General features: G+C 64.6%; 19 protein-coding genes and 2 tRNA genes. 17 read left to right on the top strand and 4 right to left on the bottom strand.

From position 1 onward, the window contains the following. Positions 1 to 30: 30 nt before the first annotated feature. Positions 31 to 3,261 (top strand): carbamoyl-phosphate synthase large subunit, encoded by a 3,231-nt coding sequence (gene carB / locus E0702_RS06260; protein ID WP_132042127.1) that lies wholly within the window; start codon positions 31 to 33, stop codon positions 3,259 to 3,261. Further along, positions 3,258 to 3,734 (top strand): transcription elongation factor GreA, encoded by a 477-nt coding sequence (gene greA / locus E0702_RS06255; protein WP_132042126.1) that lies wholly within the window; start codon positions 3,258 to 3,260, stop codon positions 3,732 to 3,734. Before carB ends, greA begins: the two co-directional genes overlap by 4 nt. 170 nt (positions 3,735 to 3,904) lie before the next feature. On the opposite strand, the gene yhbY is transcribed toward greA, so the two are convergent. After that, the gene (gene yhbY / locus E0702_RS06250; RefSeq protein ID WP_132042125.1) at positions 3,905 to 4,231 is read right to left on the bottom strand and encodes a ribosome assembly RNA-binding protein YhbY; all 327 of its coding nucleotides are present in this window, start codon (positions 4,229 to 4,231) and stop codon (positions 3,905 to 3,907) included. A 168-nt stretch (positions 4,232 to 4,399) separates the two neighbouring features. Here yhbY and rlmE point away from each other — a divergent pair, with 168 nt between their 5' ends. From rlmE to pnp, 15 genes are all read left to right on the top strand, one after another. Next, positions 4,400 to 5,059, top strand: a complete 660-nt coding sequence (rlmE, locus tag E0702_RS06245; protein ID WP_240721684.1) for a 23S rRNA (uridine(2552)-2'-O)-methyltransferase RlmE — start codon at positions 4,400 to 4,402, stop codon at positions 5,057 to 5,059. A 234-nt stretch (positions 5,060 to 5,293) separates the two neighbouring features. Beyond that, on the top strand, positions 5,294 to 7,279 hold the full coding sequence (gene ftsH, locus E0702_RS06240; protein WP_132042123.1) for an ATP-dependent zinc metalloprotease FtsH: 1,986 nt from the start codon (positions 5,294 to 5,296) through the stop codon (positions 7,277 to 7,279). Between the two features lie 161 nt (positions 7,280 to 7,440). Then, positions 7,441 to 8,292: a dihydropteroate synthase gene (gene folP / locus E0702_RS06235; RefSeq protein ID WP_439952323.1), complete on the top strand. Its 852-nt coding sequence runs from the start codon at positions 7,441 to 7,443 to the stop codon at positions 8,290 to 8,292. Continuing rightward, on the top strand, positions 8,292 to 9,650 hold the full coding sequence (gene glmM / locus E0702_RS06230) for a phosphoglucosamine mutase (RefSeq protein WP_132042122.1): 1,359 nt from the start codon (positions 8,292 to 8,294) through the stop codon (positions 9,648 to 9,650). Before folP ends, glmM begins: the two co-directional genes overlap by 1 nt. A gap of 89 nt (positions 9,651 to 9,739) precedes the next feature. Then, positions 9,740 to 10,489, top strand: a complete 750-nt coding sequence (gene tpiA, locus E0702_RS06225) for a triose-phosphate isomerase (protein WP_132042121.1) — start codon at positions 9,740 to 9,742, stop codon at positions 10,487 to 10,489. Positions 10,490 to 10,493: 4 nt separating this feature from the next. Next, complete coding sequence (secG, locus tag E0702_RS06220; protein WP_132042120.1) at positions 10,494 to 10,856, top strand: preprotein translocase subunit SecG; 363 nt, start codon at positions 10,494 to 10,496, stop codon at positions 10,854 to 10,856. Positions 10,857 to 10,890: 34 nt separating this feature from the next. Further along, positions 10,891 to 10,977, top strand: a tRNA-Leu gene (locus tag E0702_RS06215). Between the two features lie 142 nt (positions 10,978 to 11,119). Further along, a tRNA-Met gene (locus E0702_RS06210) sits at positions 11,120 to 11,196 on the top strand. Positions 11,197 to 11,439: 243 nt separating this feature from the next. Then, on the top strand, positions 11,440 to 11,901 hold the full coding sequence (gene rimP, locus E0702_RS06205; protein WP_132042119.1) for a ribosome maturation factor RimP: 462 nt from the start codon (positions 11,440 to 11,442) through the stop codon (positions 11,899 to 11,901). Positions 11,902 to 11,984: 83 nt separating this feature from the next. Continuing rightward, entirely contained in the window at positions 11,985 to 13,475 is a 1,491-nt protein-coding gene (gene nusA, locus E0702_RS06200; RefSeq protein WP_132042118.1) for a transcription termination factor NusA, read from the top strand. Positions 13,476 to 13,592: 117 nt separating this feature from the next. Beyond that, positions 13,593 to 16,121, top strand: coding sequence for a translation initiation factor IF-2 (gene infB / locus E0702_RS06195; protein ID WP_132042117.1), 2,529 nt, complete (start codon positions 13,593 to 13,595; stop codon positions 16,119 to 16,121). 16 nt (positions 16,122 to 16,137) lie between these two features. Beyond that, a complete protein-coding gene (gene rbfA, locus E0702_RS06190) occupies positions 16,138 to 16,545 on the top strand; it encodes a 30S ribosome-binding factor RbfA (protein WP_132042116.1) in 408 nt (135 codons plus the stop codon). Beyond that, positions 16,545 to 17,462: a tRNA pseudouridine(55) synthase TruB gene (gene truB / locus E0702_RS06185; RefSeq protein ID WP_132042115.1), complete on the top strand. Its 918-nt coding sequence runs from the start codon at positions 16,545 to 16,547 to the stop codon at positions 17,460 to 17,462. Before rbfA ends, truB begins: the two co-directional genes overlap by 1 nt. A gap of 78 nt (positions 17,463 to 17,540) precedes the next feature. Next, positions 17,541 to 17,810 carry a 30S ribosomal protein S15 gene (gene rpsO / locus E0702_RS06180; RefSeq protein ID WP_132042114.1) on the top strand — a complete coding sequence of 90 codons (270 nt, stop codon included), beginning with the start codon at positions 17,541 to 17,543 and terminating at the stop codon, positions 17,808 to 17,810. 168 nt (positions 17,811 to 17,978) lie between these two features. Then, on the top strand, positions 17,979 to 20,114 hold the full coding sequence (pnp, locus tag E0702_RS06175) for a polyribonucleotide nucleotidyltransferase (RefSeq protein ID WP_205741896.1): 2,136 nt from the start codon (positions 17,979 to 17,981) through the stop codon (positions 20,112 to 20,114). Between the two features lie 250 nt (positions 20,115 to 20,364). Here the strand turns inward: pnp and E0702_RS06170 are convergent, their stop codons facing one another. From E0702_RS06170 to panB, 3 genes are all read right to left on the bottom strand, one after another. Further along, positions 20,365 to 21,540: an acetyl-CoA C-acetyltransferase gene (locus tag E0702_RS06170; protein ID WP_132042112.1), complete on the bottom strand. Its 1,176-nt coding sequence runs from the start codon at positions 21,538 to 21,540 to the stop codon at positions 20,365 to 20,367. Positions 21,541 to 21,734: 194 nt separating this feature from the next. Beyond that, a complete protein-coding gene (panC, locus tag E0702_RS06165; protein WP_132042111.1) occupies positions 21,735 to 22,583 on the bottom strand; it encodes a pantoate--beta-alanine ligase in 849 nt (282 codons plus the stop codon). 103 nt (positions 22,584 to 22,686) lie between these two features. Beyond that, complete coding sequence (gene panB, locus E0702_RS06160) at positions 22,687 to 23,478, bottom strand: 3-methyl-2-oxobutanoate hydroxymethyltransferase (protein WP_132042110.1); 792 nt, start codon at positions 23,476 to 23,478, stop codon at positions 22,687 to 22,689. Positions 23,479 to 23,552 lie beyond the last annotated feature (74 nt).

The following is a 23,552-nucleotide window of genomic DNA, read 5'->3' as shown; positions in this document are numbered from 1 at the left end:
CACTCGTCACCTACTTCTGCGGGAAGCACCATGCCCAAGCGTACCGACATCCAGAGCATCCTGATCATTGGCGCCGGCCCGATCGTCATCGGCCAGGCGTGTGAATTCGACTACTCCGGCGCCCAGGCCTGCAAGGCGCTGCGCGAGGAGGGCTACCGGGTCATCCTGGTCAACTCCAACCCGGCTACCATCATGACCGACCCGGCCATGGCCGATGCCACCTATATCGAGCCGATCACCTGGCAGGCGGTGGAGAAGATCATCGAGGCCGAGAAGCCGGATGCCATCCTACCCACCATGGGCGGGCAGACCGCGCTCAACTGCGCCCTGGATCTGGACAAGCACGGCGTGCTCGACAAGCACGGCGTGGAGATGATCGGTGCCAATGCGGATGCCATCAACAAGGCCGAGGACCGTGACCTCTTCGACCAGGCCATGAAGCGCATCGGCCTGGAGTGCCCCAAGGCCAAGGTGGCTCACACCATGGACGAGGCCTGGGAAATCCAGGGCGAGCTCGGCTTCCCGGTGATCATCCGCCCCTCCTACACCATGGGCGGCTCCGGCGGCGGCGTGGCCTACAACAAGGAGGAGTTCGAGGAGATCTGTACCCGCGGCTTCGAGCTCTCCAACAACCACGAGCTGCTGATCGACGAGTCGCTGCTGGGGTGGAAGGAGTACGAGATGGAGGTCGTGCGTGATCGCAACGACAACTGCATCATCGTCTGCGCCATCGAGAACTTCGACCCCATGGGCGTGCACACCGGTGACTCCATCACCGTGGCCCCGGCCCAGACGCTGACCGATAAGGAATACCAGATCATGCGCGACGCCTCCCTGGCGGTGCTGCGCGAGATCGGCGTCGAGACCGGCGGCTCCAACGTGCAGTTCGGCGTCGACCCCAGGACCGGGCGCATGGTGGTCATCGAGATGAACCCGCGGGTGTCGCGCTCCTCGGCGCTGGCCTCCAAGGCCACCGGCTTCCCGATCGCCAAGATCGCCGCCAAGCTGGCCGTTGGCTACACCCTGGACGAGCTTTCGAACGACATCACCGGCGGCCAGACCCCGGCCTCGTTCGAGCCCTCCATCGACTACGTGGTCACCAAGATTCCGCGCTTCACCTTCGAGAAGTTCCCCCAGGCCAATGACCGTCTGACCACCCAGATGAAGTCGGTGGGCGAGGTGATGGCGATCGGCCGCACCTTCCAGGAGTCGCTGCAGAAGGCGCTGCGCGGCCTGGAGACCGGCAACGATGGCCTGGACCCCAAGGTGACTCGCTTCGACGCCGACGGGATGGCGCATATCAAGGGCGAGTTGCAGGCCGCGGGTGCCGAGCGCATCTTCTTTATCGCCGATGCCATGCGCGCCGGCATGACGCGCGACGAGATCTTCGCGCTGACCAATATCGACCCCTGGTTCCTGGTTCAGCTCGAGGACCTGATCGCCACCGAGGGCGAGGTCGCCAAGCGCTCGCTCTCCGAGCTCGACGCCCGCGAGCTGTTCCGACTCAAGCGCAAGGGCTTCTCCGACGCCCGCCTGGCCTCGCTGCTCGGCGTCTCCGAGAAGGAGTTCCGCAAGACGCGTCAGAAGGCCGGTATTCGCCCGGTCTACAAGCGGGTCGACACCTGTGCTGCCGAGTTCGCCTCGGACACTGCCTATATGTACTCCACCTATGAGGAGGAGTGCGAAGCGGAGGTCAGCGACAAGAAGAAGATCATGGTGCTCGGCGGCGGGCCCAACCGCATCGGCCAGGGCATCGAGTTCGACTACTGCTGCGTCCACGCCGCCTTCGCCATGCACGATGACGGCTACGAGACCATTATGGTCAACTGCAACCCGGAGACCGTCTCCACCGACTACGACACCTCGGATCGCCTCTACTTCGAGCCGGTGACCCTGGAGGACGTGCTGGAGATCGCCGACAAGGAGCAGCCGGTCGGCGTGATCGTGCAGTTCGGTGGCCAGACCCCGCTCAAGCTCGCTCGCGAGCTGGAGGCCGCCGGCGTGCCGATCATCGGCACCACCCCGGACGCCATCGATCGCGCCGAGGATCGCGAGCGCTTCCAGCAGATGATCGACAAGCTGGGCCTCAAGCAGCCGCCCAATGCCACTGCGCGCAGCTTCGACGAGGCCTTCGCCAAGGCCGAAACCATCGGCTATCCGCTGGTGGTGCGTCCCAGCTATGTACTGGGCGGGCGCGCCATGGAGATCGTCTATGACGCCTCCGAGCTCGAGAGTTACATGACCCACGCGGTCAAGGTCTCCAACGACTCGCCGGTGCTGCTCGACCACTTCCTCAATGCCGCCGTCGAGATCGATATCGACGCGGTGAGCGACGGCAAGCAGGTGGTGATCGGCGGCATCATGCAGCACATCGAGCAGGCCGGCGTACACTCCGGTGACTCTGCCTGCTCGCTGCCGCCCTACTCGCTGCCCAGCGAGGTGCAGGACGCGATGCGCGAGCAGGTCAAGCAGATGGCCGTGGAGCTTGGCGTCAAGGGGCTGATGAACGTGCAGCTGGCCTGGCAGGACGGTGAGATCTACATCATCGAGGTCAACCCGCGCGCCTCGCGTACCGTGCCCTTCGTCTCCAAGTGCATCGGCACCTCACTGGCCCAGATCGCCGCGCGCTGCATGGCCGGCACCACCCTCGAGGAGCAGGGCTTCACCCGCGAGATCGTGCCGCACTTCTTCAGCGTCAAGGAGGCGGTCTTCCCGTTCAACAAGTTCCCGGGGGTCGACCCAATCCTGTCGCCGGAGATGAAGTCCACCGGTGAGGTGATGGGCAGCGGAGACACCTTCGCCGAGGCCTTCTACAAGGCGCAGCTGGGGGCCGGCGAAGCGATTCCGCCGCTCTCCGGGCCGCGCAAGGCGTTCCTCTCGGTGCGTGAGCCGGACAAGGCGGGTGTTATCGAGGTGGCGCGTTCTCTGGTAACATTGGGCTTTACGCTGTGCGCGACCCGCGGTACCGCGGCGGCTCTCGAGGCCGAGGGTATCGATGTCGAGGTCGTGAATAAGGTCTTTGAAGGCCGCCCGCATATCGTCGATCTGCTCAAGAACGACGAGATCGCCTATATCGTCAATACCACCGAGGGTCGCCAGGCGATCAACGACTCCTCGGTGATCCGCCGCACCGCGCTGGCCCGCAAGGTTCCCTACGCCACCACGCTGGCGGGGGCGAACGCCGTTTGTCTGGCGCTCGAATATGGCAATGAGATCACGGTGCGGCGGCTACAGGAATTGCATGCAGGAGCTGCGCAATGAACAAGGTCCCGATGACGGTCGCCGGAGAGTCGCGTCTGCGCGAGGAGCTCGACCACCTCAAGGGCGAGGCGCGTCCCAGGGTGATCGCCGCCATCGCCGAGGCCCGGGAGCATGGTGATCTCAAGGAGAACGCCGAGTACCATGCGGCCCGCGAGCAGCAGGGCTTTATCGAGGGGCGTATCCAGGAGATCGAAGGCAAGCTCTCCAACGCCCAGGTGATCGATGTCACCAAGCTGCCCAGGACGGGGAAGGTGATCTTCGGTGTCACCGTGGAGCTGCTCAACCTCAACAACGACGAGGAGGTGACCTACCGGATCGTCGGCGAGGATGAGGCGGACATCAAGCAGGGCAGGATCTCCGTGACCTCGCCCATCGCCCGTGCCTTGATCGGCAAGGAGGAGGGTGATGTGGTGGTGGTCAAGACCCCGGGTGGCGACGTCGAGTATGAGATCTCGGGCGTCGAGCACCTCTAACCCAAGCTGGAAGGGCGGCGCTTCGCGCCTGGAAGCTTGAAGCCGGAAGAAAAAACACCCCGCAGCCATGGCTGCGGGGTGTTTGTCTCTATGGCCCTCAAGACCATCGCTGGCTTCCAGCTTCCAGCTTCCAGCTTCCAGCTTCCAGCTTCCAGCTCGCGCGAAGCGCGTCAGTGGCGCCCGTGGTGGTCCGCGTAGCGCTGGACGTTGGAAAGCTTCGGATTGGCCCTGGGGTTGGCGCGATAGAGCAGCGCCATCTTGCCGATCTTGTGGACCAGCTCGGCGCGGCTGGCCGCGACCAGCTCCTCGAGCATGGCCTCGCGCTCCTCGCGCTCCGGCAGGGCGAACTTCACCTTGATTAGTTCATGGTCGTTGAGGGCTCGGTCGAGTTCCGCCAGCACTCCCTCGGAGATGCCGTTCTCGGAGATCATCACCACCGGGTTGAGGTGGTGGCCGATGCTGCGAAATGCTTTCTTTTGTGCCTGTGACAAGCTCATGGTATCTTGCATCTTCTCGGTTGCGCGCAGCCAGTCATGGTACGCGCAAATCGTCACGCCGAAAACGTCTTCGGCGAAAGCGCCGTTTCAGCCGGCCACTCCTCGGCGCTCCAGTACCGTTTTTTCGCTCCGCGCCAAGTCTTATCCCGTTACGTCCCAGGTGATGCCGTGGCCCGTTCCCGCACCTCATCCCCCGCCTCTGGCAAGCACTCCGCAAGCAAGACCAGCAAGGGCTGGTTGAAGGAGCACTTCGATGATCAGTATGTGCAGCGCTCCAAGCTGGAGGGGTATCGCTCGCGGGCCAGCTACAAGCTGCTCGAGCTCGACGAGAAGGACCGTCTCCTCGTTCCGGGCATGACCGTGATCGACCTGGGGGCGGCCCCCGGTGGCTGGAGTCAGGTGGCCGCCGAGAAGGTGGGGCCCGAGGGGGTGGTGATCGCCTCCGATATCCTCGAGATGGATGCCCTGGCCGGGGTCGACTTTATCCAGGGAGACTTTACCGAGGAGGAGATCCTCGAGGCGATCCTTGCGACGCTGGGCGAGCGCCCGGTCGACCTGGTGATGTCCGACATGTCACCCAACATGAGCGGCATGGCCGCCATCGACCAGCCCCAGGCGATGTATCTGGTGGAGCTAGCGCTGGACCTGGCCGGCCAGACCCTGCGCCCCGGCGGCACCTTCCTGGCCAAGGTGTTCCAGGGCGAGGGCTTCGATGAATACCTGAAGGCGCTGCGTGGCGCCTTCACGCGGGTGGTGACCCGCAAGCCCGGCGCCTCGCGGGCACGCTCCCGCGAGGTCTATCTGCTGGCGCAGGGCTTTCGCGGTTGACCCGAGAGGTTGAGGCGCCGTGATAGCCCTGGCCTAACGGGGCGATTGGCGGACAAAGCAGAATAATGTGTGTCACAGTGCCTGGTGCGAATGACCGCTTATGCCGTCGCGAATGACCGCGTAGCTAATTGCGAATGACCGCATAGCAGCGGTGGCCGAACGCGGCCGGCTCATGTAGTGTCCAACGTGCCAGGTCCTTGCGGCCGATAGATTTCAGATATTGAGGGTAGTCCCTTGAACGATATGGCGAAGAACCTGATCCTGTGGTTGGTCATCGCGGCGGTGCTGCTGACGGTGTTCAACAACTTCAGTGTCGACAGCTCACCCCAGACGATGAACTACTCCCAGTTCGTCCAGCAGGTGCAGAACCAGCAGGTGCGCAGCGTCACCATCGATGGCTATACCATCAATGGCGAGCGTACCGATGGCTCCCAGTTCCAGACCATCCGCCCCGCGGCGGAGGATCCCAAGCTGATGGATGACCTGCTCTCCAGCAACGTCACCGTGGTGGGCAAGAAGCCCGAGCAGCAGAGCCTGTGGATGCGACTGCTGATCGCCAGCTTCCCGATCCTGCTGATCCTGGCGATCTTCATGTTCTTCATGCGTCAGATGCAGGGCGGCGGGGCCGGCAAGGGTGGCCCCATGAGCTTCGGCAAATCCAAGGCCAAGCTGCTCTCCCAGGATCAGATCAAGACCACCTTCGCCGACGTTGCGGGCTGTGACGAGGCCAAGGAGGAGGTCGAGGAGCTGGTCGACTTCCTGCGCGACCCCACCAAGTTCCAGCGCCTGGGTGGCACCATTCCCCGCGGCGTGCTGATGGTGGGCCCGCCCGGCACCGGCAAGACGCTGCTCGCCAAGTCGATTGCCGGCGAGGCCAAGGTGCCGTTCTTCTCGATCTCCGGTTCCGACTTCGTCGAGATGTTCGTCGGTGTGGGCGCCTCCCGTGTGCGTGACATGTTCGAGCAGGCCAAGAAGCAGGCGCCCTGCATCATCTTCATCGACGAGATCGATGCCGTGGGTCGCTCCCGCGGGGTCGGCATGGGCGGTGGCAACGACGAGCGTGAGCAGACCCTCAACCAGCTGCTGGTGGAGATGGACGGCTTCGAGGCCAACGAGGGCATCATCGTCATCGCCGCCACCAACCGCCCCGACGTGCTCGACCCGGCCCTGATGCGTCCGGGACGCTTCGACCGCCAGGTGGTGGTGCCGCTGCCCGATATCCGCGGCCGTGAGCATATCCTCAATGTGCACCTGCGCAAGGTGCCGCTGGCCGATGACGTCAAGCCGTCGCTGATCGCTCGCGGTACGCCCGGCTTCTCCGGTGCCGACCTGGCCAACCTGGTCAACGAGGCCGCCCTGTTCGCCGCGCGTCGCAACAAGCGCCTGGTGGGCATGGAGGAGCTTGAGCTGGCCAAGGACAAGATCATGATGGGGGCCGAGCGCCGCTCCATGGTCATGACCGAGAAGGAGAAGCTCAACACCGCCTATCACGAGTCGGGCCATGCCATCATCGGCCTGGTGATGCCGGAGCATGACCCGGTCTACAAGGTGACCATCATCCCGCGTGGCCGCGCCCTGGGCGTGACCATGTTCCTGCCCGAGCAGGATCGCTACAGCCTGTCGCGGCAGCAGATCATCAGCCAGATCTGCTCGCTGTTCGGTGGCCGCATCGCCGAGGAGATGACGCTGGGGCCGAACGGGGTAACCACCGGTGCCTCCAACGATATCAAGCGCGCCACCGAGCTGGCACACAATATGGTCGCCAAGTGGGGTCTCTCCGAGGAGATGGGCCCGATCATGTACGACGAGGATGAGTCGCACCAGTTCCTGGGTGGCCCCGGTCAGGGTGGCAAGCTCAAGTCCGGCGAGACGATCTCCAAGCTCGACAGGGAGGTGCGCAAGGTCATCGACGAGTGCTACGAGCAGGCTCGCGTAATCCTCGAAGAGAATCGCGACAAGCTCGACGCCATGGCCGATGCGCTGATGAAGTACGAGACCATCGATGCCGACCAGCTCAAGGACATCATGGCTGGGCGCACGCCGCGTCCGCCCAAGGACTGGGAGGATGGAGACTCCTCCGGTCCTGGCGCCCCGGTGACCGAGGGGGCTCGCGACGCGACGACCCCGGATGAGCCGGAGCAGGTCGACGGTGACGAGGATGACGACGAGGAGCCGCGTCGTCGGCCCTCCGACCCGCTGGGTGGCCCGGCCGGCTCCTGAGCCCGCAGCCCACCCCAGTCAGGCGCCCCCGCGGGGGCGCCTTTGCCTTTCTGATCAGCCCGTTTTCTCAATCATTCAATTCACTATCATTCAATTCTCTGTTCTTCAGTTCACTACCCTTCAATTTGCTACCCTTCGATTCACTTACCCTCCGAGCGAAGATGAACGCGAACTCCCTCTCCCTGATGTGCGGTCGACATCGGCTCGACCTCTCCTATCCCCGCGTCATGGGGATCCTCAATGTCACCCCCGACTCCTTCTCCGATGGGGGGCGCCATGTGTCCTTGGACGATGCCCTGCGCCATGCCGAGCGCATGCTGGCGGAGGGGGCGGCGATCATCGATGTCGGCGGTGAGTCGACCCGCCCCGGGGCCGATGGGGTTTCGCCCCAGCAGGAGCTCGAGCGGGTGGCACCGGTGGTGGAAGCACTGGTCCGTGAGCTGGATGCCCTGGTCTCGGTGGATACCAGCAGCCCCGAGGTGATACGCGAGAGTGCCGCCCTGGGCGCCGGCATGATCAACGACGTACGGGCCCTGGAGCGCGAGGGGGCGATGGTCGCCGCCATCGGCAGCGGCCTGCCGGTGTGTCTGATGCATCGCCAGGGCGAGCCCCGCGACATGCAGCAGGCGCCCCGTTATGATGTGCCCATCGAGGAGGCGGTAGCCGACTATCTCGCGGCGCGCGTGGCGGCCTGCGAACAGGCTGGCCTGCATCGTGATCGCCTGCTGCTCGACCCGGGCTTCGGCTTCGGCAAGACGGTGGAGCACAATCTACGCCTGCTCAATCGCATGGAGCGTCTCGTCGAGCTCGAATTGCCGCTGTTGGTGGGCATGTCGCGCAAGAGCATGATCGGCAAGGTGCTCGAGCGTCCGGTGGAGGAGCGCCTGCCCGGCGGCCTGGTGCTGACGGCGATGGCGGTAGAGCGCGGCGCCCGCATCCTGCGTGTCCACGATGTCGCCCCCAGCGTGGATGCGGTGAACATGACCTGGGCAGTACTCAAGGAGAGTTGCTGATGGCTCGACGCTATTTTGGTACGGATGGAATTCGCGGCACCGTCGGCGAGGCACCGATTACCGCCGACTTCATGCTCAAGCTGGGCTGGGCCACCGGGCGTGTGCTCGCCGCGCGCCATGGCAAGCGGCGCTGCCGGGTGCTGATCGGCAAGGACACCCGCATCTCCGGCTACATGTTCGAGTCGGCGCTGGAGGCGGGGCTCTCGGCGGCGGGGGTCGATGTGGCCCTGCTCGGCCCCATGCCGACTCCTGGTATCGCCTACCTGACGCGCACCTTTCGTGCCGATGCCGGCATCGTGATCTCGGCATCCCACAACCCCTTTGCCGACAATGGCATCAAGTTCTTCTCCACCGAGGGCGCCAAGCTCAACGATGAGGTCGAAGAGGCGATCGAGGCGATGCTCGATGAGCCGCTGACCACCGTGGCCGCGGACCGCCTGGGCAAGGCCGAGCGCATCGATGATGCCGACGGCCGCTATATCGAGTTCTGCAAGTCGACCATCCCCGACCGGGTCAGCCTCGAGGGGCTCAGGGTGGTGCTCGACTGCGCCCATGGCGCCACCTACCACATCGCCCCCAGCGTGTTTCGCGAACTGGGTGCCGAGGTGAGCGTGATCGGTGCCTCCCCCGACGGGCTCAATATCAATCGTGAGGTAGGCTCCACCCACCCGGCGGCGCTGCGCGCGGCGGTGATCCAGCAGGGGGCCGATCTGGGAGTGGCCTTCGACGGTGACGGCGACCGGGTGTTGCTGGTGGATAGCGACGGCCGCGAGATCGATGGCGATGACATCCTCTATCTGATCACCCGCGACCGCCATGCGCGTGGCGAGCTGGGTGGCGGCGTGGTCGGCACCCTGATGTCGAACTTCGGCCTGGCCACGGCGCTGGAAGCCATGGGGGTGCCCTTCGAGCGGGCCAAGGTCGGCGACCGCTATGTCATGGAGCGGCTCGCCGCCAACGGTTGGCAGCTGGGCGGTGAGTCCTCCGGTCATATCGTCTGTGGCCATGTGCAGACGACCGGCGACGGTATCGTCTCGGCGCTGCAGGTGCTGGCCATCATGATGCGCGAGGGCAAGTCGCTGCAGAGCCTGCTGGCCGGGCTGGAGAAGGCCCCTCAGGCGCTGGTCAATGTACGGTTGACCCCCGGCAGCGATGCCCGGGCGGTGATGGCGATGCCGGCCCTCAAGGATTCGGTAAGCGAGGCCGAAAGGGAGCTCGGTGAAGAGGGGCGGGTGCTGCTGCGCCCCTCCGGCACCGAGCCACTGATCCGCGTGATGGTCGAGGGTCGCCCTCACCTGGACGTGGATGGTCTGGCACGGCGCCTCGCCGAACGGGTCGAGGCGCTGCTCGGCACCTGAGGACTCGCTGGTCGAGGGCTCGGGGTGGCCGGTTGTCTTGACAGGGCCTCTCCTATACCATTTCGCTCCATCTTGAAAGAGGACAGTCGATGCGCACGCCGCTGATCGCCGGCAACTGGAAGATGAACGGCTCGACCGAGCTGGTCGAGGCCTTCGGTCAGGCCTTCTCGAGTGCCGTGCTACCCAACTCCCTGGAAGCGGCGATCTTTCCGCCCTATCCCTATCTGGGGGCGGCGCGAGCTGCCTTCGCCGAGTCGCCGCTGGCGCTCGGTGCCCAGACGCTCAATCCGCACCCGGCGGGGGCGCACACCGGTGAGGTGAGTGGTCCCATGCTGCGCGAGTTCGGGGTCCAGTATGCCCTGGTGGGGCACTCCGAGCGTCGCCAGCTCTATCGCGAGAGCGACGAGCAGGTGCATGAGCGCCTGCTGGCCGCGCTCGAGGTCGATATCGTGCCGGTGCTCTGCGTGGGCGAGAGCCTCGCCGAGCGCGATGCCGGTCATACCCTGCAAGTGGTATTGCATCAGGTCGGGTACGTGATGTCGAGGCTGGAGCCGGCGCAGCGCGAGCGCGTGATCATCGCCTATGAGCCCGTGTGGGCCATCGGTACCGGCCGTACCGCCACTCCCGAGCAGGCTCAGGAGGTCATGGCCGGCATTCGCGCCTACCTGGCCGAGTTCGATCGCGGTCTGGCGGATGGGTTGCGGCTGCTCTACGGCGGTAGCATGAACGCGGGCAATGCGGCCGAACTGCTAGCCCAGCCCGATATCGACGGCGGCCTGGTGGGCGGTGCCTCGCTCAAGGTCGACGATTTCCTAGCCATCTGTCAGTCAGCAGGTTAATTCCATGCAAGTTGCCATTCTTATGATCCACGTGGCGGTCGCCATCGCCCTGGTCGTCCTGATCCTGCTGCAGCAGGGCAAGGGGGCCGAGGCCGGCGCCGCCTTCGGTGGCGGTGCCTCCCAGACCGTGTTCGGCTCCCGCGGTAGCGGTGGCTTCCTGTCGAAGTTCACCGCCGTGCTGGCGGCTGCCTTCTTCGCTACCTCCCTGACCCTGGCCTGGTTCGCCAGTCAGGCCAGCGACGCTCCCGAGGCAGGCATTCCGGACGCGCGCCTGATCGAACAGCAGAATAACGTGCCGACCCTTGACGAAGGGGAGTCGAGCATGGATAATGCTGCGCCAGTGCTGGAGAGCGGCGGCGAGCAGTAAGGCGTCGTTGCACCATCATCCAGCCTCCCCTGATGCCGAAGTGGTGGAATTGGTAGACACGCTATCTTGAGGGGGTAGTGACCTTACGGTCGTGCGGGTTCAAGTCCCGCCTTCGGCACCATCTGATTCATCGCGGCGTCCCTGGTTAACAGCTGATAGTTAACATGACGATGCCGACGATCCTTCAGAAGCAGGATTGGCAAAGCGGTGTGCAGCTCTTGACGTATTCGTCGGCTGCGTGTAGTATCGCCGACCTAGATTGATGCGGGGTGGAGCAGTCTGGTAGCTCGTCGGGCTCATAACCCGAAGGTCATCGGTTCAAATCCGGTCCCCGCTACCATCTTCCGGCAGGTGCCTGTCGACCATGCAAGCTGGCATGATCGAATGAAGGGGCAGCTATTGAGTGCCGGAGTGGTTTACAGGTTTCTTGTGAAAGCCCCTTCCTGTGAAGGGGCTTTTTGTTAGCAGCTTGCTCAGGGCGCCAAGCGTCGGGGCACTGTTCCGGGCAATGCCAATCAGCCACCTGACTTTCCAGTTCACTCCCGGCCAGGTGCCTGATGCAACGGCTGTAGGAGTCTATTCCGTGGCTACCAAGGATGCTGCGCTACACACCTTGATCGACCCGGTGGTTACCGCCATGGGTTTCGAGCTGTGGGGCATCGACTATCTCTCCCAGGGTAAGCACTCGCGTCTGGTGATCTATATCGATCACGAGGACGGTATCACCGTCGACGACTGTGCGGACATCAGTCGCCAGATCAGTGCGCTACTCGATGTCGAGGACCCGATTCACGGCGAATATCGCCTCGAGGTCTCCTCGCCGGGGATGGATCGTCCCCTGTTCACCCTCGATCACTTTTCTCGTTATCGTGGCCACGAGGTGGCACTGAAGCTGCGTGCGCCCTTCGAGGGGCGGCGCAAGTTCCAGGGCCTGCTGGCCGGCGTCGAGGGTGACGAGGTGCTGGTGCAGGTCGATGGCGAGGAGTACTGCTTCCCCGTCGACGGCATCGATCAGGCGCGCGTGGTGCCCCGTTTCGAGGATTAGCCCGCGGTTCAAGGATTCGGCCTCCCCCCAGGGGAGGCATGTTGAGCATCAGCTCGAGAACAGCTTTCTGGCGAGGCAAAGGCATGAGTAAAGAGATTCTGGCGGTCGTGGATGCGATCTCCAACGAGAAGGGGGTTCCCCGCACGGTGATCTTCGAGGCCGTCGAGGCGGCCCTGGCCAGCGCGTCGCGCAAGCGCTTCGAGGATGAAGAGGCCAGCGTGCGCGTGCATATCGATCGCAGCACCGGCGAATACGAGACCTTTCGTCGCTGGGAAGTGGTCGAGGACGATGACTTCGACGGTCCTGACCACCAGATCAAGCTGACCTTTGCCGAGCGTCGCGATCCGCCCCTGGGCCTGGGTGACGTGGTCGAGGAGCGCATCGAGAACGCCGAGTTCGGTCGCATCGCCGCTCAGACCGCCAAGCAGGTGATCGTGCAGAAGGTGCGCGAGGCAGAGCGTGCCGAGGTGGTGCGCCTCTACGCCGATCGCGAGGGTGAGCTAGTCTCGGGCATCGTCAAGAAGACGACCCGCGATGGCCTGATCATCGACCTGGGTGACAACGCCGAGGCGTTCCTGCCGCGCAGCGAGATGATTCCCGGTGAGCGCTACCGCATGAACGAGCGGGTTCGTGCCCTGCTGGTCAAGGTCGACCCGGAGGCGCGCGGTGCGCAGCTGATCCTGTCGCGTACCTGCTCCGAGCTGATCATCGAACTGTTCAGCATCGAGGTGCCGGAGATCGCCGAGCAACTTATCGAGATCAAGGGGGCCGCTCGCGACCCCGGGTCCCGCGCCAAGATCGCGGTGAAGACCAACGACCGTCGTATCGACCCGGTGGGAGCCTGTGTGGGCATGCGTGGCTCACGGGTCCAGGCCGTCTCCACGGAGCTCCAGAACGAGCGCGTCGATATCGTGCTGTGGGACGACAACCCCGCCCAGCTGGTGATCAACGCCATGGCGCCGGCGGATGTCGCCTCCATTCTGGTCGATGAGGATGCCCACGCCATGGACGTGGCCGTCGCTGAGGACAATCTGGCCCAGGCCATCGGCCGCAGCGGTCAGAACGTGCGCCTGGCCTCCGAGTTGACCGGCTGGCGGATCAATGTGATGACCGAGGCCGAGGCGGAGGACAAGCGTGACCAGGAGGTCGATAGCCTGGTCGAGCAATTCGTGCAGCACCTCAACATCGACGACGATGTGGCGCGCCTGCTGGTGGAAGAGGGCTTTACCACCCTGGAAGAGATCGCCTACGTACCGGTTGAGGAGATGCTCGAGATCGAAGAGTTCGATGAAGAGACCATCGAGGAGCTGCGCTCGCGTGCCAAGGATGAGCTGCTCAACCTCGCCATCGCTTCCGAGGAGGCGCTGGATGGTGCTCAGCCAGCCGACGATCTGCTGGAGATGGACGGCATGGAGCGCCACCTGGCCTTCATCCTGGCCAGCCGGGGAATCGTCAGCATGGAGGATCTGGCCGAGCAGTCCGTCGATGATCTTCTGGATATCGAGGGCATGGACGAGGAGCGTGCCGCGTCACTGATCATGACTGCCCGTGCGCCCTGGTTTGAAAACGAGTAGTTCGCATAGGAACGGCTCGAAGGCGAATAACGTGCAGACAAGGGTCCGATGCCCAGCGCTCGGACCGGCAGTATTCGAAGCGAACAGAATTGGGGTCACGGGCTCAGGAGGGTCTACATGTCAGACATGACCGTTAAGGATTTTGCAGCGAAGGTGGGACGCGACGTTCCCCGCCTGCTGGAACAGATGAAACAAGCCGGGCTCAAGCACAAGTCCGAGAGCGATGCCGTGTCCGAGGAAGACAAGCGTCAGCTGCTCGACTTCCTGACCAAGAGCCACGGCGGCAGCGCCGAGAAGGCCGCGCCGAAGAACCGCATCACCCTGACACGCAAGACGCGCAGTCGTATCAACACCGGTGAGCGTGGCAAGACCATCGAGGTGCAGGTGCGCAAGAAGCGTACCTACGTCAAGCGCGCTGAGGAAGAGACCAAGCCGAAGCAGGTGGAGGACACCGGTCCGCGCCAGCTGGTCGGCGACATGGCCGACTCTCAGCAGGCCCAGGCCGCCAAGGAGGCCCGCGAGGCCGAAGAGGCCAAGGCGCGTGCCGCCGAGGAGGCCGCGCGCGAGGCCGCCGCCAAGCTGGAGGCCCAGAAGGCCGCCGAGGTACCCGACATTCCGGTGCCCGAGCTCGAGACGACGGCACCCGCCGACGAGCCCCCGGCCCCGCCCAAGGAGGGCCGTACCGATCGTCGTACCGCGCCGCCCAAGAAGGCCGCCGCCAAGAAGGGGCGTCACGATCGCGATGACGACCGTGGCGAGCGCGAGGACCGGCGTCGTGGCGGCAAGAAGGCCAAGCGCGCCGAGCGTCGCGGTGGTCGTCGTGGTGGCAGCAGCAGCCAGGGCAATGGCAAGCACGGCTTCCAGAAGCCGACCCAGCCCATCGTCCGTGAGGTCTCGATCCCCGAGTCGATCAGCGTCGCCGAGCTGGCCGACAAGATGTCGATCAAGGCCAACGAGGTCATCAAGACCATGTTCACCATGGGCGCCGCGGTGACCATCAACCAGACCATCGACCAGGACACCGCCGCCATCGTGGTCGAGGAGATGGGGCATACGCCCAAGCTGGTCAAGGACGATGCGCTCGAGGAAGAAGTGCTGGACAGCATCTCCTACGAGGGTGAGGAGCTGACCCGTGACCCGGTGGTGACCGTGATGGGCCACGTCGACCACGGCAAGACCTCGCTGCTCGACCATATTCGCCAGGCCAAGGTGGCCACCGGCGAGGCCGGCGGTATCACCCAGCATATCGGCGCCTATCATGTCGCGGCCGAGAAGGTGAACAACTCCCACGGTGTGACCTTCCTGGACACCCCGGGCCACGCGGCCTTTACCGCCATGCGTGCCCGCGGTGCCAAGGCGACCGACGTGGTCATCCTGGTGGTGGCCGCCGATGATGGCGTCATGCCCCAGACCATCGAGGCGATCGAGCACTCCAAGGCCGCCGAGGTTCCCATGGTGGTCGCCGTCAACAAGATCGACAAGCCGGCCGCCGATCCGGATCGCGTCAAGAACGAGCTCTCCCAGCACGGCGTCATCTCCGAGGAGTGGGGTGGCGACACCCAGTTCGTGCATGTCTCCGCCAAGACCGGTGAGGGTATCGACGCGCTGCTCGAGGCGGTGCTGCTGGTCTCCGAGGTGCTCGAGCTCAAGGCCGTCCCCGAGGCGCCCGGCAAGGGTGTGGTGGTCGAGTCGCGCCTGGACAAGGGGCGTGGTCCTGTGGCCACCGTGCTGGTTCAGAACGGCACCCTCAAGCGGGGCGATATCGTGCTGGCCGGTTTGCACTATGGCCGCGTGCGTGCCCTGACCAACGAGCTGGGCAAGCAGGTCGAAGAGGTCGGCCCGGCGATGCCGGTGGAGATCCAGGGCCTGGACGGTACGCCCGAGGCGGGTGACGACTTCATGGTGGTGGCCGACGAGAAGAAGGCCCGTGAGGTTGCCAACTTCCGTCAGGGCAAGTATCGCGAGGTACGCCTGGCACGCCAGCAGAAGGCCAAGCTGGAGAACATGTTCAGCCAGATGGGCCAGGATGTGGCCGCCAAGCTCAACATCGTGCTCAAGGCCGATGTTCAGGGCTCTTTGGAGGCGATCAAGAGCGCGCTGGAAGAGCTCTCCACCGGCGAGGTGGAAGTGGCAGTGGTCTCCTCCGGTGTGGGTGGCATCACCGGTACCGACGCCAACCTGGCACTGGCCTCGGAAGCCATCGTGGTCGGCTTCAACGTGCGTGCCGATGTCGCGGCCCGCGAGATCATCGAGCGCGAAGGCCTCGACCTGCGCTACTACAGCGTCATCTACCAGCTGATCGATGAGGTCAAGCAGGCGATGAGCGGCATGCTGGCACCGGAGTGGAAGGAAGAGATCGTCGGCGTGGCCGAGGTTCGCGACGTCTTCCGTGCACCGAAGATCGGTGCGGTGGCCGGCTGTATGGTGGTCGAGGGCACCGTCTTCCGTAACAAGAAGATCCGCGTGCTGCGCGACAACGTGGTGATCTACGAGGGTGAGCTCGAGTCGCTGCGTCGCTTCAAGGACGATGTCCAGGAAGTGCGCAACGGCATGGAGTGCGGCATCGGCGTGAAGAACTACAACGACGTCCAGGTCGGCGACAAGATCGAGGTCTTCGACCAGATCAAGGTCGAGCGGACGCTCTAAGCGCCAGGAGTCAAGCATGCGCGAGTTCAAGCGTACGGACCGGGTGGCCGACCAGCTCCAGAAGGAGCTGGCGGTCCTTATCCAGCGCGAGGTCAAGGATCCGCGCCTGGGCATGGTCACCGTCAGCGGCGTCGAGGTCAGTCGAGACCTCGGCTATGCCGACGTTCATGTGACCCTGCTGGGTGAGGACACCCCGGAACGGATCAAGGAGAACCTCAAGGTTCTCAAACAGGCCGCCGGTTTCCTGCGCGGGCAGATCGCCCGCCGCATCAAGCTGCGCCACGTGCCGGAGCTGCGCTTTCACTACGACGAGAGCGTGGTGCGCGGCCAGCGCCTCTCCTCGCTGATCGACGAGGCGGTAGAGAGTGACCGCACCCGCCTGGGTGAGGAGCCAACTTCCGATGACGAGGGTGAGCGGGACTGATGGCACGTCGACGTCGCGGCCTCTCCGTCAATGGCGTGCTGCTGCTGGACAAGCCCGCGGGCCTGTCCAGCAATCACGCGCTACAGCAGGCCCGACGCCTGTTCCAGGCCCAGAAGGCCGGCCACACCGGCACCCTGGATCCGATGGCGACCGGTCTGCTGCCGGTGTGCTTCGGCGAGGCGACCAAGTTCTCCGCTCATCTGCTGGCCTCCGACAAGGTCTACCGTACCCGGGTGGAACTGGGCGTGGTGACCGATACCGGGGATGCCGAGGGTGAGGTGGTCGAACGCCTGGCGGTCCCGTCCCTGACCGCTGCCGATGTGGAGGCCGTGCTGGCTCGCTTTCATGGCGAGATCGATCAGGTGCCCCCCATGTACTCGGCGCTCAAGCACCAGGGACGCAAGCTCTACGAGCTGGCTCGCGAGGGCAAGTCGGTTGAGCGTGCAGCGCGGCGTGTGACCGTGTATGATGCCCGGCTCGTTTCCTTCGAGGGCAGCGCCTTCGAACTGGAAGTGTCGGTCAGCAAGGGGACCTATGTGCGTACCCTGGCCGAGGATATCGGACGCGAACTGGGCAGCGGGGCACATATCAGTGCGCTGCGTCGCCTGGCCACCGGGCCCTTCGGCGCCGAGGGCATGCTGACCCTCGAGTCGCTGCAGGCACTGCCTGACCAAGCGGCCCGAGAAGCGACGCTGCTGCCGGTCGACGTGCTGGCCGCGCACCTGCCGCGCCTCGAGGTCGACGCCGAGGCGGCGCGCCGCCTGACCCATGGTCAGGCGGCCGCGGTGGATGCCGGCGATATCGCCGTCGGCGAGACGGCAAGACTCTACTGCAACGAGATCTTCCTGGGTCTCGGTGCGGTGACGACGCCACAGGAGGTGGCGCCGAAACGGCTGCTGAGCACCGCAGCCGATTGAGGGAGAGACGCCCGAGACTGCAAATATGCGTGGTCTCACACACTCATCATTCAGGCATATTGCTTACTGGAGAGACAGATGGCACTGACAGCCGAGCAGAAGTCCGCAATCGTCAGCGAATTTGGTCGTGGCGACAACGACACCGGTTCCCCCGAAGTTCAAGTGGCCCTGCTGAGCGCCAACATCGATGGCCTGCAGGATCACTTCAAGACCAACAAGCAGGATCACCACTCCCGTCGTGGCCTGATCCGCATGGTCAACCAGCGCCGCAAGCTGCTGGACTACCTGAAGCGCAAGGACTTCGAGCGCTATCAGGCTCTGATCCAGCGTCTGGGCCTGCGTCGCTAAGCGTCGCACCCCGCGCGGTAACGAAACGGGCAGCCTTCGGGTTGCCCGTTTTGCGTGTATAGGGCGGAAATCTCGCTATCCGGTGGCCGCGGGGCGCGTCAACCCCTAAAATGGTCGGCGAGTCGAAACGACCCAAACACAGAAAAGTAGATATTGAAGGAAGTCGCCGTGAATCCGGTCAAGAAGACATTTCAGTACGGTCGCAGCACCGTCACCCTGGAAACCGGGCGCATCGCCCGCCAGGCCTCCGGTGCCGTAATGGTCACCATGGACGATACCGTGGTGCTGTGCACCGTGGTCGCCAGGAAGGAGGCCAATCCCGCGCAGCCGTTCTTCCCGCTCTCCGTGCACTATCAGGAGAAGACCTATGCGGTCGGCAAGATCCCCGGCGGCTTCTTCAAGCGCGAGGGGCGCCCCACCGAGAAGGAGACGCTCACCTCGCGGCTGATCGATCGCCCGATCCGTCCGCTCTTTCCCAAGGGCTTCATGAACGAGGTGCAGGTCGTCTGCACCGTGCTCTCCACCGATCGCAACCATGATCCGGATATCGCGGCGCTGATCGGCACCTCCGCGGCCCTGGCCATCTCCGGGGTGCCCTTCAGTGGCCCCATCGGCGCGGCCCGCGTCGGCTTCAACGAGGAGCAGGGCTACTTCCTCAACCCCACCGTGGAAGAGCTCACCACCTCCGAGCTGAACATGGTCGTCGCCGGTACCGAGAAGGCGGTGCTGATGGTCGAGTCCGAGGCCGATGAGCTGCTCGAGGACGAGATGCTCGGCGCCGTGCTCTACGGCCATATGGAGATGCAGACGGCGATCCAGGCCATCAACGAGCTTGCCGCCGAAGCGGGCAAGCCGAAGTGGGACTGGCAGCCGCCGGTGGAGAACACCGCGCTCAAGTCCGCCATCGCCGAGGCCTTCGAGGCCCGCGTGGGCGAGGCCTATCGCATCACCGACAAGATGCAGCGCCAGGATGCCCTGTCGGCCCTCAAGGCCGAGGCGGTGGAACAGCTGGCCGGTGAGGAAGAAGGCAAGTTTGCGGCCGATGATGTCAAAGGTGCCTTCTCCAGCCTCGAGAAGCGCGTGGTACGTGCCCGTGTGGTGAAGGGCGAGCCGCGTATCGATGGCCGTGACCACAAGACCGTGCGTCCGCTGGAGATCGAAGTGGGTAGCCTGCCCAAGGCCCACGGCTCGGCGATCTTTACCCGTGGCGAGACCCAGGCCATCGTGGTCGCCACCCTGGGTACCCTGCGTGACTCCCAGCTGATCGAGTCCCTGGAAGGGGAGCGCAAGGACCGCTTCCTGTTGCACTACAACTTCCCTCCCTACAGCGTGGGTGAGGCCGGCTTCATGGGTGGTCCCAAGCGCCGCGAGATCGGCCATGGCCGCTTGGCGCGTCGTGGCGTGCAGGCCATGCTGCCCGACGAGGCGGAGTTCCCCTACACCATCCGGGTGGTCTCCGAGATCACCGAGTCCAACGGCTCCAGCTCCATGGCGTCCGTGTGCGGTTCCTCGCTGGCCCTGATGGATGCCGGCGTGCCGATCAAGTCGCCGGTGGCGGGTATCGCCATGGGCTTGGTCAAGGACGAGGACGGCTTTGCCGTGCTGACCGACATCCTGGGTGACGAGGACCACCTCGGCGACATGGACTTCAAGGTGGCCGGCTCCGCCGATGGCGTGACCGCTCTGCAGATGGACATCAAGATCGAGGGCATCAACGAGGAGATCATGGAGCAGGCGCTGCAGCAGGCCCTGGAAGCGCGCCTCAGCATCCTCGAGCAGATGAACGCGGTGATCAACCAGAGCCGTGCCGAGGTCTCCGAGAACGCGCCCTCAATGGCGACCATCAAGATCGATCCCGAGAAGATCCGTGACGTCATCGGCAAGGGTGGCGCCACGATCCGCAAGATCTGCGAGGATACTGGCGCCTCCATCGATCTCGATGATGACGGCACCGTGCGCATCTATGCCGAGGACAAGTCGGCGGCCAAGGCGGCCATCGACACCGTGCTGGCGATCACCGCGGAGCCCGAGATCGGCAAGCTCTACCGCGGCAAGGTGGTGCGCATCGCCGACTTCGGCGCCTTCGTCAATATCATGCCCGGCACCGATGGTCTGGTGCATATCTCCCAGATCGTGCCGGAGCGGGTCAATGACGTGCGTGACTTCCTCAACGAGGGCGACGAGCCCATCGTCAAGGTGCTCGATATCGACAACCGCAACCGGGTGAAGCTCACCATCAAGGAGATTACCCCGGAAGAGAAGGCGGCATTCGAGGCCGAGGCGGTCGCTGAACCCGAGCTGTAAGCGCCTTCGGCGAGCTCTAAGCCGGAAGCTTGAAGCTGGAAGAAGAAACCGCCCCCGCAGCCAGGCTGCGGGGGCGGTTTCTTTAGAGGTATCGTCTATTCAGCAGTAGGAGGGATCGGTCCGCCGAATCGGCTCCGCATCGCGACCGACCCCGTCAGGTGCCTGATGGTGTCTCCCGGCTGTAGCTAGCGCTGCCGGGAGGCCTGCGGCCTCCATTCGCCCGGCGGACCCGGCCTCCTACAACAGCGCGTTATCTTTCGATGGCCAGCGCCACGCCCTGTCCACCACCGATGCAGAGGGTGGCGAGGCCCTTCTTGGCGTCACGGGCGATCATCTCGTGGACCAGGGTCACCAGGATGCGGCAGCCGGAGGCGCCGATGGGATGACCGATGGCGATGGCACCACCGTTGACGTTGATCTTGCTGGCATCCCAGCCCAGCTCCTTGTTGACGGAGAGGGCCTGGGCGGCGAAGGCCTCGTTGGCCTCGATCAGGTCGAGGTCATCGATGCTCCAGCCGGCCTTCTCCAGGCAGCGGCGGGTCGCCGGGGCCGGGCCGATGCCCATGATGGAGGGCTCGACGCCGGCATTGCTGTAGGCCTTGATGCGCGCCAGCGGCTCGAGGCCCAGGGCCTTGGCCTTCTCGGCGGTGCACAGCATCACCACGGCCGCACCGTCGTTGATGGAGGAGGCGTTGCCGGCGGTAACGGTGCCATCCTTCTTGAAGGCCGGGCGCATGCCGGAAAGCTTCTCGGCGGTTACATCACGCGGGCCCTCGTCGGTGTCGAAGACCACCGGATCACCCTTGCGCTGGGGAATCTCCACCGGGACGATCTGTCCCTTGAACTTGCCCTCGCGGATGGCCGCGGCGGCCTTCTGCTGGGAGTCGGCGGCGAACGCATCCATCTCCTCGCGAGTGATGCCGTACTTTTCGGCCAGGTTCTCGGCGGTAATGCCCATATGGTAGTTGTTGAAGGCGTCCCACAGGCCGTCGTGCACCATGCTGTCCACGGCCTTCCAGTCGCCCATGCGCTGGCCGTTGCGCGAGTTGGGCAGTACATGGGGCGAGGCGGACATGTTCTCCTGGCCGCCGGCGATGATCAGTTCGGCATCGCCGCAACGGATCGCCTGGGTGGCCAGGTGCAGCGCCTTGAGGCCGGAGCCGCATACCTTGTTGATGGTCATGGCCGGCACGGTCTCGGGCAGTCCAGCCTTGATGGCGGCCTGACGCGCCGGATTCTGGCCAACACCAGCGGTCAGCACCTGGCCAAGCAGCACCTCGTCCACCTGATCGCCGGCGACGCCGGTAGTCGCCAGGATGTCCTTGATCACCTGGGCACCTAGATCGCTGGCAGGGACGCCGGCTAGGGAACCGCCAAAGGAGCCGACAGCGGTGCGGCGGGCGGCAACGATAACCACTTCTTGCATGGGAGCACTCTCCTTGCTGGAAAGACGAGCTTACGGCCTTGTCGCGACAGCTGGACATGACCGGGGCCTTCAGCATAGGGGAGTCTTGTGCGGTGCCGCAATGTTTACGTGGCGGTCATTGGTGGTAGTCGGTCACCGGGAAGGAGAGCCAGTGCTCCAGGGGTGCCTGGAGCGTGCATTCCAGATGGATCGCATCAGCGCGGCAGGGTCAGGGTGAGATTGTCGATCAGTCGGGTAGGGCCGAGACGAGCGGCGGCCAGTAGTATCGCCTCACGGGTCGAGGGAATCACTGGGCCGAGGTCGGCGGCGCGCAGCTCCAGATAGTCGGGATCGAAGCCGGCTTGCTTCAGGTCTGCCCACCCGTGCTCCAGGCTAGCGGATGTCTCCCCACCGGATTCCAGTGTGTCGCGTAGCTTGCAGAGGGTGACGTAAAGGCGCGGAGCGATACGACGCTGCTCGGCACTCAGGTAGCCGTTGCGCGAGGAGAGCGCCAGGCCATCCTCGGCACGCACGATGGGTACGCCGAGAATCTCGATGGGAAGGTGCAGGTCGGCGACCAGGCGACGAATCACCGCCAACTGCTGGTAGTCCTTCTCCCCGAAGCAGGCGAGGTCGGGTTGCACCAGGTTGAAGAGCATGCCGACTACCGTGGAGACGCCATCGAAATGGCCGGGACGAGAGGCGCCACAAAGCCCTTCGGTCATTTCGGGCACCACGATACGGGTCTGGGCTTCCAGGCCCCTTGGGTAGAGGGTGTCGGTGTCGGGGGTGAAGAGCAGGTCACAACCGGCCGCCTCGAGCCGCGCCTGATCCTCCGCGAGGGTTCGCGGATAGGCGTCAAGGTCTTCCCCGGGGCCGAACTGCAGCGGATTGACGAAGATGGTGGCGACCACCACTTCGGCCCGCTGACGGGCGGCGGCGACCAGGGCCAGATGGCCTTCGTGCAGATTGCCCATGGTGGGCACCAGGGCGACGCGGTCGCCGCGCCGACGGGCGTCGCCCAGCGTTTCGCGCAGGGCGGGAATGTCTCTCAGGGTACGCATGGCAAGGTTCCGGCTAGAAGCGGTAGTAAACGGCGTTTCTTAAAAACTGGGGCTGAAACCCGAAGTTAAAACTAAAGTTAAAAACCGAAGTTAAAAACTGAAGTTAAAAACAGTGCTCCTCGGCGGGGAACCGCCGTGCCTTGACGTCCTCGTGGTAGCGACGAAAGGCGCCGTGGATGTCCTCGGCCTCGGCCATGAAGTTCTTGACGAAGCGCGGCTTGCGGCCCGGGGTGACGTCCAGCACGTCGTGCATGACCAGGATCTGGCCATCAGTGTCGGGGCCGGCACCGATGCCGATCACCGGTACATCGAGGGCCTCGGTGATGGTGCGGCCCAGGTCGGCCGGCACGCACTCCAGCAGGATGACCGAGGCGCCGGCCTCGACCAGGGTGCGGGCGTCCTCGAGGATCTGGCTGGCGCGGTCGGCATCGCGGCCCTGCACCTTGTAGCCACCCAGCTGATAGACGGTCTGTGGCGTCAGACCCAGATGGGCGCATACCGGCACGCCCCGGCGGGTCAGCTCACGGATGCCGTCGGCCATCCATGCTTCGCCCTCCACCTTGACCAGCTCGGCCCCGGCACGCATCAGTTCGCCGGCGTTTTCCAGCAGCCGTTCCTGGCTGGCATTGCCCATGAAGGGCAGGTCGACCATCAGCAGGCTGGCGCCCTTGCCACGCGCCACGCAGCGAGTGTGATAGCAGATCTCCTCCAGCGTGACCGGCAGGGTGCTGGTATGGCCCTGCAGAACCATGCCCAGGGAGTCGCCCACCAGCAGTACGTCGATGCCGGCATCGCTGGCGGCCCTGGCAAAGGAGGCGTCGTAGGCGGTCAGGCAGCTGAAGGTGTCACCGGCGCGCTTGTAGGCCTGCAGCGTGCTCAGGGTGATGGGTTTCATGGCATGCTCTCTCGGTTATGACGTCGGATCGCGGCGTGGTATGCCGGCCCGTGTAACCCACGATTGTTACCCGA

The sequence above is a fragment of the Halomonas marinisediminis genome (assembly GCF_004347715.1).
GTDB lineage: Bacteria > Pseudomonadota > Gammaproteobacteria > Pseudomonadales > Halomonadaceae > Halomonas > Halomonas icarae.
The sequence above is the reverse complement of the archived record's forward strand: the minus strand, read 5'-3'. Positions and strand labels throughout refer to the sequence as shown.